This window comes from Peteryoungia rhizophila (assembly GCF_004912145.1).
GTDB classification, from domain to species: Bacteria; Pseudomonadota; Alphaproteobacteria; order Rhizobiales; family Rhizobiaceae; genus Allorhizobium; species Allorhizobium rhizophilum.
Genome location: NZ_STGT01000004.1, coordinates 389,615 through 403,633, shown reverse-complemented (window position 1 = coordinate 403,633; position 14,019 = coordinate 389,615). Strand labels below are relative to the sequence as shown.

General features: G+C 56.8%; 12 protein-coding genes and 4 pseudogenes. 8 read left to right on the top strand and 8 right to left on the bottom strand.

Annotation, left to right across the window (positions count from 1 at the left end; translation table 11 throughout):
- Positions 1 to 25: 25 nt before the first annotated feature.
- Positions 26 to 449: pseudogene (locus E9677_RS18025) on the top strand (PIN domain-containing protein).
- 157 nt (positions 450 to 606) lie between these two features.
- On the opposite strand, the gene E9677_RS18020 reads toward E9677_RS18025, so the two are convergent.
- Complete coding sequence (locus tag E9677_RS18020) at positions 607 to 1,290, bottom strand: hypothetical protein (RefSeq protein WP_136559419.1); 684 nt, start codon at positions 1,288 to 1,290, stop codon at positions 607 to 609.
- Between the two features lie 524 nt (positions 1,291 to 1,814).
- On the opposite strand from E9677_RS18020, the gene E9677_RS18015 reads away from it, so the two are divergent.
- Entirely contained in the window at positions 1,815 to 2,096 is a 282-nt protein-coding gene (locus E9677_RS18015) for a hypothetical protein (RefSeq protein ID WP_136559418.1), read from the top strand.
- Between the two features lie 52 nt (positions 2,097 to 2,148).
- Here the strand turns inward: E9677_RS18015 and E9677_RS25625 are convergent.
- Positions 2,149 to 2,318: pseudogene (locus tag E9677_RS25625) on the bottom strand (sigma-54-dependent Fis family transcriptional regulator); the annotation flags it as partial.
- A gap of 231 nt (positions 2,319 to 2,549) precedes the next feature.
- Here E9677_RS25625 and E9677_RS18005 point away from each other — a divergent pair.
- From E9677_RS18005 to E9677_RS25920, 3 genes are all read left to right on the top strand, one after another.
- Positions 2,550 to 3,272, top strand: a complete 723-nt coding sequence (locus E9677_RS18005) for a L,D-transpeptidase (RefSeq protein ID WP_235883024.1) — start codon at positions 2,550 to 2,552, stop codon at positions 3,270 to 3,272.
- A gap of 668 nt (positions 3,273 to 3,940) precedes the next feature.
- Entirely contained in the window at positions 3,941 to 5,278 is a 1,338-nt protein-coding gene (locus E9677_RS17995) for a D-alanyl-D-alanine carboxypeptidase (protein ID WP_136559415.1), read from the top strand.
- 18 nt (positions 5,279 to 5,296) lie between these two features.
- The gene (locus E9677_RS25920; RefSeq protein WP_136559414.1) at positions 5,297 to 5,893 is read left to right on the top strand and encodes an SH3 domain-containing protein; all 597 of its coding nucleotides are present in this window, start codon (positions 5,297 to 5,299) and stop codon (positions 5,891 to 5,893) included.
- Between the two features lie 74 nt (positions 5,894 to 5,967).
- Here the strand turns inward: E9677_RS25920 and E9677_RS17985 are convergent, their stop codons facing one another.
- On the bottom strand, positions 5,968 to 7,488 hold the full coding sequence (locus E9677_RS17985; protein WP_408014744.1) for a Do family serine endopeptidase: 1,521 nt from the start codon (positions 7,486 to 7,488) through the stop codon (positions 5,968 to 5,970).
- A gap of 149 nt (positions 7,489 to 7,637) precedes the next feature.
- Between E9677_RS17985 and E9677_RS17980 the strand changes: the two are divergent.
- From E9677_RS17980 to E9677_RS17970, 3 genes and pseudogenes are all read left to right on the top strand, one after another.
- Positions 7,638 to 7,780: pseudogene (locus tag E9677_RS17980) on the top strand (IS3 family transposase); the annotation flags it as partial.
- A gap of 821 nt (positions 7,781 to 8,601) precedes the next feature.
- Positions 8,602 to 8,853: an antitoxin gene (locus E9677_RS17975; protein ID WP_136559413.1), complete on the top strand. Its 252-nt coding sequence runs from the start codon at positions 8,602 to 8,604 to the stop codon at positions 8,851 to 8,853.
- Positions 8,850 to 9,161, top strand: coding sequence for a type II toxin-antitoxin system RelE/ParE family toxin (locus tag E9677_RS17970; protein WP_136559412.1), 312 nt, complete (start codon positions 8,850 to 8,852; stop codon positions 9,159 to 9,161). The genes E9677_RS17975 and E9677_RS17970 overlap by 4 nt, the downstream gene beginning before the upstream one ends.
- A gap of 304 nt (positions 9,162 to 9,465) precedes the next feature.
- Here the strand turns inward: E9677_RS17970 and E9677_RS17965 are convergent.
- The 5 genes and pseudogenes from E9677_RS17965 to E9677_RS17945 form a co-directional block, all read right to left on the bottom strand.
- Positions 9,466 to 9,624: pseudogene (locus E9677_RS17965) on the bottom strand (IS110 family transposase); the annotation flags it as partial.
- Between the two features lie 335 nt (positions 9,625 to 9,959).
- Positions 9,960 to 10,889 carry an XdhC family protein gene (locus E9677_RS17960; protein WP_235883023.1) on the bottom strand — a complete coding sequence of 310 codons (930 nt, stop codon included), beginning with the start codon at positions 10,887 to 10,889 and terminating at the stop codon, positions 9,960 to 9,962.
- A complete protein-coding gene (locus E9677_RS17955; protein ID WP_205910165.1) occupies positions 10,886 to 11,266 on the bottom strand; it encodes a c-type cytochrome in 381 nt (126 codons plus the stop codon). Before E9677_RS17955 ends, E9677_RS17960 begins: the two co-directional genes overlap by 4 nt.
- Positions 11,263 to 13,422 carry a xanthine dehydrogenase family protein molybdopterin-binding subunit gene (locus E9677_RS17950; protein WP_136559410.1) on the bottom strand — a complete coding sequence of 720 codons (2,160 nt, stop codon included), beginning with the start codon at positions 13,420 to 13,422 and terminating at the stop codon, positions 11,263 to 11,265. Before E9677_RS17950 ends, E9677_RS17955 begins: the two co-directional genes overlap by 4 nt.
- 14 nt (positions 13,423 to 13,436) lie before the next feature.
- Positions 13,437 to 13,889 carry a (2Fe-2S)-binding protein gene (locus E9677_RS17945; protein WP_136559409.1) on the bottom strand — a complete coding sequence of 151 codons (453 nt, stop codon included), beginning with the start codon at positions 13,887 to 13,889 and terminating at the stop codon, positions 13,437 to 13,439.
- Positions 13,890 to 14,019: the final 130 nt, after the last annotated feature.

The window sequence follows — 14,019 nt, the reverse complement described above, 5'->3', positions numbered from 1 at the left end:
TTGCAACTCGCGAAGTTGATCTGTCTTGAAATATCTGCTCGATACGAATGTTGTCTCAGAGCTTCGTAAGGTTGGTGACGGTAAAGCTGATCTGAAAGTGACGGCTTGGTTAAGCGGGGCAGGATTCCCGCGATCTGTATATTTCTGCCATAACAATTCTGGAGCTTGAGTTCGGGATACTCAACATCCAGCGACGTGACATTGAGCAGGGCGCTCGCCTGCGAACCTGGATGGACAGCCGAGTTCGCCCGGCGTTCTCTCAACGTATCATCGCTATCGATGAAGCAATTGCGACGCGATGTGCCCACCTGCATATTCCGGATCGCCGAAATGAAGCTGATGCACTCATTGCGGCTACGGCAGTCGTGCACGGGCTAGTAGTCGTTACACACAACATTAAAGCCTTCCAGGGAACCGGCGTTATTCTGGTGGATCCATGGGGCGCCTGAGGAAAGGCGCACAGGGTGCCTCGAAATTGTCATTGCGAACTCGGCAGGAAAACGCAGTCGAGTACCTCGAAATGTAGGTCGGCGATCGAGATCCTATTAAGGCGTAAGACGTCGGCAAGGCAATTTTTTCAAACTGCCTCCGACCTTACGAACCGGCTTATATCGCTGCACTGACTATGAAGATGCTGGTGATGCTATCTGCCTTAATGCTGGGCTCGTCTGCCGCATTCGGTTTCAACACACCGCCGACGGTAACACTGTCACCGAGCTTCAGGCGCTGACTGCCGATGGTGTCGAAGGGGTTATAATTGAGCGACGATGTCTCGACTGTCATCCGAACGCCGCCTGCTCCCACAACCAGCACGCCCTTATCAATTTCGACGATTACACCAGTTAGACTGACCCGACCATCGATGGGGCCAAACCCTAGGTGCGGCGGGAATGTCAAAGCGCCGATCTCTGATGAGCTGACTGCAGAGCCGCTGAGAGCGAAGTAGGCGTTTCGATCCTCTACGTACACGGCTACGACATCCATAGTACCATCGGCGTTTAGCGCATTCGGACCAACCGAGCCGACCGCTCTGATGTTATCCCCGATCCCCAGCACCGGACGTTTGCCCGGGAGACTTTCGGGCCATCCGTTAAACCGGATGTTCACCCGCCCACCATCCGACCTTATGACGTAGTAATCTTCATATGCATCTACGACCTGACCTGAGATCGTGAGCAGAGCCTCCGAGGGCTGTTCGCTCTGCGCAACTTGGGCAAGTGTTGCATTTGGTGCGCTCGTCAGCAACAAAGCCGCAGCCAATGCGACCCAACACGAGACTGATTTGATCATTTCGATATTTCTCCGTTTGCAGTGGCTCAATCGTCCACTGTTGCCGGCAGGGCGACATCATCATTCGGGTTCGCCAAAAATCATCCGAACCAACGACCGGTATGCAGCGCCAACGAGCATTGTACTGGCGGGTACATGATAACCGAAAGGACGGAGACTGCCCAGAAAGTACCTTACTTAGGCATCAAAATTCAGTGAGAGGCTTGCTCGACCAGCGTGGTTCATTGAGCATGTGCCCGCTTTCCTGGACTTATATAACACCCCACGAAGCCCCCGCTAATACAACGACCTATTGCGGTCATTCGTCCTCGACGCAACGAACGTCAGTTCCCCGCCTGTCAGAACAGTGAAGCGGAACTCGATTACGAGCCCCTACCTACGCGTCAATGGCGCCTCGAGGACTAGATGGTTTTCACAGTCCTGCTCATCAGCCAACGATCCTCCCACAACCTCCGAAGGCGCTCTTGAACGCCCCCTTCGGGGCCCATACATCACGAGCGCGACGCAACAACAGGAGGAGATCGATGGCCGCCTCTTTCGCAAAAGCACGATTTCGCCACTGGGCGTTCGTCGGCGTTCTTGGTTTGTCTAATGTTGTCAGCGCCTATAGCGAAGGTGGAGGCGAAGCTCTGGATGTGGTAAGCTTCTACGCTTGGAGCGTCCATGCCTTTTGCGCCATCTATGCCCTGACTAAGTGGGGTGGAATATGGAAGGCCTATGCCGCTATGTCGCTTGTCGCGAATATAGCCTTTAAAGCCGGTACTCCGCTGAGTGGAGTGATCAAGCTGGCGCAGATTCTGGGATAAGCGCCGCGTCATAGCCTAGACAGACTGCCGGACTGACGGCCCATGTAACCCAATAGTGCAGGTCGACCATTACAGGCGTTCGTCCGATAAACCGTGACTCGATATCATCGCGCTTGCCGGCGACCGCTTTAGACGCGGGTTCTCGGGCGCGAGCGACCGCCGATCCAGCGCGTGGCGGACAACGTTGGCAAGGCTAGGCTGGCAAACGGCTTCGACAAAGTCGATATGCAGCCTCGTATGGCCTTTTTTTGCAGGCCATGCAGTTAGTGTGCCTGACTGGTGGCGAAGCGCGACTCCTCCTCGTCATCGACGAGAAAGACCTGTCCTGAACTCATTCCGCTGCCTTGTTCAACGCTTCTGCTTCCAGGAGCGCGATGACGTTTACGTGAACCTCACAGTGTTTCTTTTGTGGCGCCAATCTGGCATCCGGGGCGTCACGGAAGGATGGAAGCTTTGTCTGAAACAGTTCTAAAGAGAAGATTCGTCGTCCTCGGGGGGGCGGTGATTGCCGCGAGTGCTGCAACTGGCTGCTCAACCACCGTTTCAACCTCACGCCGAGCCACGGTGCCGGTGAGGCCGCCAAATATCTATGACACTATGTACGCAGCTGTCCCTGATGAGGCATTTCCGCTGCCTGCGATACCCTATCAGCGAATTGACTCCAGATACCTCCGCCAGTTGGTTGACGATCCAACCGGCGAGCGACCAGGAACGCTTGTCGTCGACACCAACCAACATTTTCTTTACCTGGTATATGAGGGCGGCAAAGCCATTCGATACGGTGTCGGATTAGGGCGCGCCGGTTTCGAATGGGCAGGCGACGGCGTGATCCAGTATAAGCGCGAATGGCCAACATGGACGCCTCCCCAGGAGATGATCATGCGGCAGCCTGAACTTGAACCTTACAGCGCAAGCAATGGAGGTATGCCGCCGGGGCTGAAAAATCCGCTCGGGGCAAGGGCGCTATATATCTTCCGTGGTGGGCGCGATACCCTTTACCGCGTCCACGGTTCCCCCGAGTGGTGGACGATCGGTAAATCTGTTTCCTCGGGCTGTGTCCGCATGATGAACCAGGATATCATCGACCTCTATAATCGAGTTCCGTCAGGTGCGCCGATCATGGTTCGTGGACTATCAAACGATCCCGGGACTTACTCGTCGACCCGCACGGTCTGATCTGATCACGGCTGCAAATTTCAGTGTGTAGTAACCAATCAAGAACCCTTTAAACGCGGCCGGTATGAAGTTACGGTCGAGCGGTTAGACATCAATTTGCACAACATGGGGCAGCCCAGAGCATGATGATCGATTATCGAATCTTGATCCCCTTTGTGGTTGCAATGGCGGCCATCGATGCCCCCGCCCGGGGCCAAACCCCGAGCCTCGGGACAAAATCCATCAACGTGAAGAGACCAAGTGACCCGCATGTGTCCACGCGTGAGCATCGCTTTATAACAGACCTTCGAGGTCGGCGGATCCGGCTAGTCGGCCCACGTTTTTTTCCTGATCCAGAGAAGCGGCTTGTCTTTCCCGGGAGAACCACAAGCGATGCACACACGCCCTTGAGTGGCGCCGTTCACACCGATTGAACTCCGGAGCTCGTCAATTCTCGCGCGAATTTTGACCGGGGATATGTTTGACGATGTGAAGGCATGAACGAGTATCTCCTCCGTTGCATCTGGAAGCGACGTGATTCAAGGCGCCATTTCCGCATTTTGGTACAAGCAAGCGGATCCGGAAAATTCACAATTCGTAAACCATTTCGTAACTCAGCGACGCATAGCTTCCTGGCCGTAGACACGCCGCACAGATGCGGCTTTGGATCTCAAAACAGGAGGCACGACATGATAGCGGAAATCCTGAGTCGGTGGCGTGGTGTTGCCCGTCGCGGCTTGTTTCTCGCGATGGCAGGCGTCATCAGCACAGGCCTGACACCAGTTCATTCGCATGCCAACGTCAAATATGCCGGGATAGTGATTGACGCAAAGACGGGCAGAACGCTCTATGCCGACCAGGCTGATGCGCCACGGTTCCCCGCTTCGTTGACCAAAATGATGACATTGTATCTGACGTTCGATGCGCTCCAGCGCGGTCAGATTTCCAAGCGGACACGCATGCCCGTCTCACACAATGCGGCCGCAGAGGTGGCCACCAAACTCGGATTAAGAGCCGGCCAAAGGATCACGGTGGAGCAGGCAATTCTGGGTCTGGTGACCCGTTCGGCGAACGACGCTGCAACTGTTTTGGGTGAGTTCCTTGAGGGGTCGGAAGCCGCGTTCGCTGCCAAGATGACGTCGACTGCGCGCAGCCTTGGAATGAAATCAACCACCTTCAAGAACGCTCATGGGCTACCCAATTCGAGGCAACGTACCACAGCGCGCGATATGGCACGGCTGGGTATGGCGCTTAGAGATCATTTTCCGGAGTACTATGATTATTTCCGAACCCGCTCTTTTACTTACAATGGTCGGACTTACCGGAACCACAATCGACTTCTTGGGAAGGTGAAAGGCGTCGACGGTATCAAGACGGGCTTCATCCGAGCGTCGGGCTTTAATCTCGTGACCTCGTTGGAAAGCGAAGGGCGCAGCATCGTAGCAGTCGTTATGGGTGGACGAAGCGGACGCAGCAGAAACGCCCATATGATGAACCTGATTGACCGTTTTTTGCAGAAAGCGTCCACGGGACCGGACCAGTTTGAAATCTCAAAACCCGGTTCTGACCTGCTGGTTGCCGGAAGATTAAAGACCTTGGGCGATGCACCGGTGCCAGAGCCACGTCCAAATCGCGTGCTTGCCGCCAACAGCGATAAGCCGTTGGTTGGAGCAACCAGGGTCGAGCTCACATCCTCTGGTCCCGCCTCTGCCAACGAAGGGAAGAAGCCTGGGATTGACCGCCTGTCAACCGGTTCAGTCGAGAGCCAGTGGATAATACAGGTCGCGTCTATGCCGAGTGCGAGACAGGCGCGAGAAATCCTGGCTCGCATCAGGAGCGGTGCAGCAGAGCTGATCGGCAGAAAGGCGGCGTTCGTTCAGCCCTTCGAAATTGATGGCACTGTTTACCACCGCGCTCGGTTCAGCGGTTTTGAATCAAAGGAGGAAGCGCGCAACGCATGTGCTGCGCTGAGGGACGCACATATTGACTGCTATGCGGTGCGTCCTTCCATCGAGGCGCAGACGTAGTCAGTTTGGTCAGACAGCATGCGTGACCAGCGTAGAGGAAGTATTCGTCGTCAAATGGCATCAGTTCTAAGGTCCACCAGGCGTCATAAGTATGGCTGCATCATTTTGTCTGTCTCACTGGCGGCATTCCTTCAAGGTGTGCCACTGATGCAAGCCCAGGCTCAGGCTGGACGTGTTGGCCATGTTACAGGATTGACCGTTCCTCGCTTCGTGTCTCTCAAAGCCAACAGGGCGCGCCTTCGAGCCGGTCCGGGGGTTCATTACCCAATAAAATGGGAGTACATGGCGCCTGACATTCCACTTGAAATCACCGCCGAGTACGGCAACTGGCGGAAGGTTCGGGATTGGACGAGCGCTGAAGGGTGGATGTATCATGCGCTTCTATCCGGGCGCAGAACCGCCATTGTCAGTCCATGGGGCAAGGGTTTGACTGCTCTGAGGAGCGCAGCCACCGATCAGTCGGATGTCGTCGCAAACCTCCAGCCCGGCGTGTTCGTCAGCGTTAGGAGCTGCAATGGAAACTGGTGCAGCATCGTAATCGATGGTCCCAAGCTAGGGGGATATGTTGAACAGGTAGGACTTTGGGGTGTCTATCCCGGCGAGGTCTTCAGATAGCGAGCTCGATCCTCACGCAGGAATGCGAAAGGCTCGGGAAACTCCCGAGCCAATCTTCTCAATTTTGATCACCGTTAGCCTTGTTCTATGGGAAGTGCGACGAAGCGGCTGCCTCGCTCACCATCGATCTGGAAGAGTGCGTGATCTCGGTCCGATTTGCGGGCATCTGCCAGAATTTCCTTGGCCCGTGTCACATTCGTGACTTCAGTGTTATTGATTGACGCGATGCGTTCTCCCTCAGAGATGCCGCGTGCCGCGGCCTCAGAGTCAGGGTCGACTTTCGCAATCAGCAAACCGTCTCCATCCTGGGATGGCGCGAGGGTCAGGCCAAGACTGGGGAGCGATTCCTGTTTCGTCGGGGCGGGAGCTGTTTCTGGCTCATTCGCACCGCCCGCATTGGCCAGATCGCCCAAGGTCACCTCAATCGACCTGGTCTCGCCCTCACGCCAGACGGACAGAGCGACTTCGGTCGAGGGACCTGCTGACGCAACCTTGACGGAGAGATCGCGGGCGCTCTTGACTGGCTTCCCGTCAAAAGCGGTGATTACATCGCCTGCCTTGAGACCAGCTTCGGCGCCGGGGGATCCCTCTTGTGGTTCGACGACAAGGGCTCCTTGATCCTTTTCGAGCCCGAGCGACTCAGCGACTTCTGCATCCACCGGCTGAATCTGAACTCCTAGCCAGCCGCGTTGCACATGGCCGTCATCGATCAGGTCCTGAACTACGTCCTGCGCCACGTAGGAGGGGATCGCGAAGGCTATGCCGACATTGCCCCCGGACGGTGAGAAGATCGCGGTGTTGATGCCGACAACTTCACCACTGAGGTTGAATGCTGGGCCACCGGAGTTACCTCGGTTTACCGCCGCGTCGATCTGGATGTAGTCGTCGTAGGGACCATTCCCGATGTCGCGACCCAGGGCTGACACGATGCCGGCTGTGACTGACCCGCCGAGACCAAAAGGATTGCCAACGGCCACCACCCAATCACCGACTCGAGCCTTCTTGTCGGTTGCGAACTCGACATAGGTGAACTCCCGCTTGGCATCGACCTTCAGCACGGCGAGATCTGTTCGGCTGTCCTTGCCAATCAGCTTCGCATCGAGTTCGGTTCCGTCGTCAAGCAGAACGCTGAACTCGGTGCCGTCCTCTACGACGTGATTGTTGGTGACGAGGTAGCCGTCTTCAGAAATGAAGAAGCCAGAACCCTGCGACATTGGCCGCGCCTGCCGTGGCGCGTCATTGTCTCCGCCGGGCATGCCCCTGAAGCTGGGGCCGAACTGATCGAAGAAGCGCCGCAGCGGATGGTTTTCAGGCAAATCGTCCAGCCCGTTTCCAGATCCGAACCCAGGCATATGTTCGGAAACCTGTTTCACATCCCCCTTCACGCGGACTGAAACGACCGCTGGCGAGACGGCAGTGACGACTTCAGAAAATCCCGGCGCCGCTGCTTCGGCTCCCACTTGCACCGGTTCGGCGAAAGCCTGTGCAACATAGCCATTCGCTCCGATGTACGTCATAACTGTCGCAAGACCAGCTGCCGCCGAGCCCTTCAAGATCGTCTTAAGTTTCGGATTGTTCATGTTCATGCGCGTCAATTCAAAATCTCCTTTAAAATCGAGCCGTCGGCTCCATGAGGGGAGAATAGAAAGTTTCACCTTACGAGGAGGTGGAAGGTTTATGAAGGATCGGTAAAGTTCGGCTGGCCTGCCGGGCATCTGTGAAGAAATAGAGAGCGCTGTAGGCGAGCGCTGTCGCGCATCTGATGGAACGCCACCAGATGAGCAAACGTCGGGCTTGTAAAGCCAGGGGCCTTTGCGAATGACGATCCGTTACGAAACCAGACGCAGCGACGAAGATCGTCTTCGCGAGCGGATGAGAGCATTGGCATGAACGCCGTCACTAGATGCGGTCGAGCTCATATGGCAAGCTTCAGGCAAGCCGGTTGTCGGACATTGGCGACATAGCCGGTCATGATGGCCGGTCAATGAGGCAATGAGGTGTCTGCCATGGCCTATGACTGGACCGGGATTCGCACGCGCAGGATACGTCGGATCAAGTTGGCGCTGTCCGCAATCGCTTCCATTGCAGCCCTGTTGGTTCCCGTTTTTTCTGTGAGTATGCCCTTTGCTGGGTAGGATCCGGGGTTGTCACATCTAAACGGAGTGCGGCGGAATCAAGGAGGCGGTGTCTCCCAGAAGCCCGCGTGGTCAAGGCCCTAATGTTCCTGGAGACATTAGGCATTCATAGCGAAGACGCAAGCTGCGGCGGGAAATTGCAGAACTGCAGGCGACCAGGTTCGCCTTCATGCGACTGAGTGGCACGAACCTCCGTGAGTTGGACGGATTGGCGCAACTTTCTCCCCATGATCCAGAAGTTTTGACAAATTGAGAGATCTTCTAGGGATCCAGCGGTGCCGACGGGTTGCTAGATCACTGTCTCCCATTAGTTCCATAATTCAGTCATACGCTACATCGGTCTTTCCAGCGGCTTGGATGCTCCCTCCACCAAAGCTGAAGGTTCGATTTGATATTGCGCACGAACCTGCAGAGTGTCGGTTCTAGGAAATGTCGCAGCACCGGTAGATAGGGGTGATCGGCGTCTTGCTCGAGATAGAAGACCCTTCATACGACATCGGAACATAGCATCGCAGCAGTGGCAATAAACCCACATATGTGCTAATGTGGGCTTGCAGTTTAGGAGCAAGTCAGATGAGCCGATTGACGATCGACATAACGGACCAACAACATCAAAGCCTCAAGGCGCTGGCCGCTTTACAGGGCAAGACAATCAAGCAGTATGCACTTGAGCGCCTCTTTCCCGGTGATATCGAAGGAGAACGGGCCTGGGAAGAATTAAAGACGTTGATGAACACGCGCATCAGTGACGGGCTCGCGGGAAAACTATCGACGAAAACCGTAGGTGAGATCCTCGACGAGGAGATTGCCGAGGGACGCGCTTGACGGCCTACATCCTTGCCACAGAGGTTGAATCGGATCTACGTTCGGTCATTCGGTACACACGTGCGCAATGGAGTGCCGCCCAGGTGCGCCACAACGTCTCGGCTTTGGAGCGAGGAATGGAGAACGTTGCCGTGGGCAAAGTACCCTTCAAGGATATGAGTGCGCTATATCCAGCGTTGCGGATGGCGCGATGCCAACATCACTACATCTTCTGTCTGCCTCAAGAGGATACGCCCTCCCTCATTGTTGCGATTTTTCACGGACGAATGGATCTCATGAGGCGTTTGGCCGATCGCCTGAACGAGTGACGTGTTGATTTCCACTGAGAGCTGACCCGGCGGGTCATGTATGGATGCTCCCGTTCATGCAAGCAGTTCTTCGAGCAGTTTTGAACGTGTGATCGGGTGCGGTCATGTATCAGGCCTGTTTTGCGGCTCGAGTACGACCGCTGGCCGGTATGGAGCTACGCGGACCTGGTGCAAAATCAGCTCTACGAGCTCGTGGCTCACTGACCCGGATGCATTCCCAGACCCACTCACACCGATCTTCGTCCTTACCGTTCGCTGACCTCCTCACACGCCGACGATCCGTCCTGACTTCAGCTCAGCCATCTTACGCTGCAGCCAGAGCGGAATCCTTGTAATCTTCGTTCTTGGTCATCATTGCCCAGACGGATCGAGCCATTTTGTTGGCGAGGGCGATTGCAACGAGCATACGAGGTTTGCGCGCTAGGATCCGTGCCAGCCACGAGTGCTCGGGTGGAGCTTTCCGACATGCCCCATCGCGGCACGGCATCACGTCTTGTGTTTCGCAAAAATCCGCTTTGCTCGCGCCATCGAACCGAAGAAGTCGAACTTGTCCTGCAAGACTGTCTTCGGCACCCCCTTGGCGAAAGCCGACGACGTCGTAAATGGACTCGGTGATCAGTAGGTCCTCCTCCTGAGCGGAAGAATATGAACGCCCTTGGGGCGGTATCCGATTTTCAGGGCACCTATGCCTGGGCCCAGAATTTGTGTGATGATCCCGGCCGTCTATGGATTGTTTATCCGAGCCGACATTGTCGGGCTGCTCGATCCGGTCAAAGGTCCCGGTTTCACCAACATGCGTCATTTGAAAACCGCCAGCCTTGTAGCTGCGACCTCGGCGAGTACCGACAGAGCCAAGGAGGTTGAGTCTCGTGTGGGACCGAACAAACCGATCGGCGCCCTGATGTGAGCCAGGTCCTCGTCGCGGAAGCCTGCCTTCCGCATTGCCTCGAGCCGCCGCTCGTGGGTTTTACTGCTTCCGAGTGCGCCGATGTAAAATGGTTTTGAGCCGAGCGCGGCCTGAAGCGCTGGTTGCTCCTGGTCCATGTCGTGGTGGAGGAGCAGGACCGCTGTGTATGGGTCGATGAGTTCGGTCAAGTGTGCGATGACGTCCTGACCGGAGATGAACACCACGTCATACCCGCAACCTCGGGCGAGTTTAGCCACACTGCGTGCCTCCACCGTCTGACCGGAAATGACAATCCGGATCCGTGGGCGATAGAGGATGTGAAACCAACGGCCGATCCATCCAGTCGTTGCCGGTGGTGCCGTAACCGTCAAAGCTTGCTTCTCTACAGAGAGTTTTAATGCGGTAGTCCGGCGCTGCTCAAGACAGGTGAGCACTTGGACGATCTCGTCAGGCTCGCGCAGGATATGGATGGCCACGGTGATGCCTCCTCCACAGGGAAGGATGATATCGAAGAAGGGTGACCCGTCGCCAAACTTGACCACTCGGTCCTTGCCTGCCTCGATTGCAAGCAGAGCTTCGAACGCAACGGCTGCTTCCACGCAGCCACCGGACAGATAGCCAGCGTAGCGGCCATCAGCCGCAACCACGACATGCGAGCCCAGCGCACGGGCAGCACCGCCACGAACTTCAATGAGTGTCGCAACAGCCACCCGTGTTTGAGCATGACAAATGAGGGCAAAGTCAAGAAGTGCGGCAACGTCGTCCGCGACAGACACCCTCATGGGTGTCGGCAGTTTGAGACAATCGAGGGAATGCTTCACTGGCCACCAAGCGACTTGAGATAAGCGATGATGTCAGCCCGATCCTGCTCCTTCGAAACGCTGACAGTCATTCGCGTTCCACGCACGGCCCTGGTCGGACCTGCCAGATAGTTGTCGAGGGCATCTTCCGTCCAGGTTAGACCAGCGTTCATGAGCGCCGGAGAATAGCGGTAGCCTTCAACCACCGCTGCTTCCCGGCCAACGACCCCGTTGAGCGGAGGTCCAGACTTGTTCTCGCCTTGAACCGAATGACAGCCGGAACAGCGGTTGAAGAGCTGTTGGCCCCGAACTGGATTTCCGGCGATTGACGCTGCAGCCAGACCCGCAATGCAGACGGCGGCGATGGACAGGATCAAACGTAGTGCATGCAGCATCATTTTGCTTTCAGTTCTTCAGGATTGATTGGCAACGTCCTGACGCGCTTGCCCGTCGCCGCGAAAATTGCATTGGTGACGGCTGGGAAAACGGCAGTGGTGGAAGCCTCACCGATTCCTCCAGGCGCTTCGGCACTGCGGACAATATGGGTTTCCACATGAGGCGCTTCTTCGATGCGCAGCGGTAGATAGTTGTCGAAGTTGCTTTGCTCGACACGTCCATCTTTGAACGTGATCGCACCATAAAGTGCCGCCGTCAGACCATAGAGCGCGCCACCCTCCATCTGGGCCGCGATCGTATCCGGATTGACCGTCATGCCGCAGTCGACGGCTGTCACAATGCGTGTCACGCGAACCGTTCCGTCGTCCGCTACCGACACATCGGCGACCATTGCAAGGTAAGTTCCGAATGCGAGTTGGACAGCGACGCCGCGGCCTCGGCCCCGGGGCAGGATCTCACCCCAGCCAGCCTTTTCCGCCGCGAGCTCCAGGACGGCGAGCGCGCGCGGATTTTCTGTAAGGAGCCGCTTGCGATATTCGACGGGATCGGACTTTGCCGCTGCGGCCAGTTCGTCGATGAAACTTTCCACCACGAAGATATTGTGTGACGGCCCGACGCCGCGCCACCAGCTCGTGAGCACGCCCTGCGGCTCCACCTGTTTGAACTCTACATGCATCGCCGGAAGGTTGTAAGGGGGATGGGCGGCACCCTCGACGCCGTCAGGATCAACACCGTTTTGCATGGCGGCGGGTGCAATACGGGCAAAAATCGAGGATCCGGCAACGCGGTGGCTCCAGGCGATCGGATTGCCATCCGTATCGATACCGCCTGATATCCGGTCGTAATAATATGGTCTGTAGTAGCCGTGCTGGATGTCCTCTTCACGGCTCCAGATCACTTTGACTGGTCCCTTGACCTGCATTGCGACCTTGACGGCGTGAGCAATCCCGTCGGCTTCCAGCCGGCGACCGAAGCCGCCTCCAACGATGTGATTGTTGATGATGATGTTCCCAGGCGGGAGACCTGTAACCGTGGCAGTTGCCTGCTTTGCTGAGGAGAGGTTCTGCGTTCCGACCCAGAGTTCGCATCCATTCTCCTCTATGTGAACGGTACAGTTCATCGGCTCCATGGCCGTATGAGAGAGGAAGGGCAATTGGTACACGGCATCGATCCGGATTGCGGCGCTCTGAAGTGCCGCGGTCACGTCTCCCTCACTGCGCGCCACACCTCCCGCGGATTGCGACTGCTCTTCGAGTTGCCGGAGGATATCGGCTTGTGACACGCTACCGTTCGGACCGTTCTCCCATTCGATGGCTGCGGCCTCCAGACCCTTCTTCGCGGCTCCGGTATGGTCTGCAACGACTGCCACAGAATCGTCCGTGATGACCACCTGCCGCACGCCTTTGATTGCCAAGGCTGCCGGCTCGTTCACAGACTTCGGCTTCCCGCCGAGGACTGGAGATATCGCGATGGCCGCAATCTTGGTCCCCGGTGGAGAGGCATCGATGCCATACTTCAACGAGCCGTTTGTCTTTCCGCGGGTGTCGAGGCGTTTCGCGGATGTCCCCAAAAGCGTGAACTCGGAGGGCTGCTTAAGTGTTATGGATTCGGTCGGAGGAATCGGAAGCGAAGCGGCCATGTCGACCAGTTCACCATAGGCCCGCCTTGTGCGCCCGTCCGGGTTCACCACGAATCCTTGCTCGGTACGGCACGATGCAACGTCGACATTCCATTCCTTGGCTGCAGCCTGCATAAGGAGCGTCCGGGCTGTCGCTCCGGCCGTTCGCAACGGCGTCCAGAACGCACGGATGGAAGTCGAGCCGCCCGTCATCTGCCGGCCGAGCATGGGATGCCCGTAGAGTGCTTCGTTGACGGGGGCGTGCTCGATCTTCACCTCCTCCAGGCTCACGTCCAGTTCTTCGGCGATGAGCATTGCCTGAGCGGTATAGATCCCCTGACCCATTTCCACTTGAGGCATGACGAGTGTGACCTGGCCTCTCCGATCGATCCGGATGAAGGCGTTTGGTGCGAAATCCGTGGCCGCGAGGGTTGCGGTCGGAATGGAACCGAGACTGACGATGAGACCGCCGCCGAGTGCAGCACTTGCCTTGAGGAAATTGCGTCGGTTCAAGCTGGGGCCAGCAATTTTGGTCGACATGGTCCGTTCTCCTCTCACGCGCTGGCAAGCTTGATGGCTGCGCGGATGCGCTGATAGGTCCCGCATCGACAGACGTTCCCGGACATCGCGCTGTCGATGTCTTCGTCAGTCGGTTGTTCAATGTCAGACAGGAGTGCGGCTGCCGACATAAGCTGCCCCGATTGGCAATAGCCGCATTGCGGCACGTCCAGTTCTATCCAGGCGTCCTGCAGCGCCTTTCCGTGCGCAAGCGTTTCAAGGGCTTCGATCGTCGTGATCTGGCTCTCGGAGAGGCTATCGATCGGGGTGACGCAAGACCGGGTCGCAACCCCATCGACATGGACGGTACAGGCACCGCAAAGCGCTTGCCCACACCCAAACTTCGTGCCCGTCATACCGAGCACGTCGCGAATGACCCACAGAAGCGGCGTATCGCCATCCGCATCGATTGAATGCGGCTGTCCATTGATCTGGAGGTTGAATGCCATGTGCCTGCTCCGTTGAAGACCTGAGGTTCAGCGGAACATGGCTTGTTTATTAACGCGGATAAACTGGCTTACGCTGCTCTTGTTGTATAGCCTGGGTAAACAATCTAGCGGGAGGATATTGCGCAGTTAA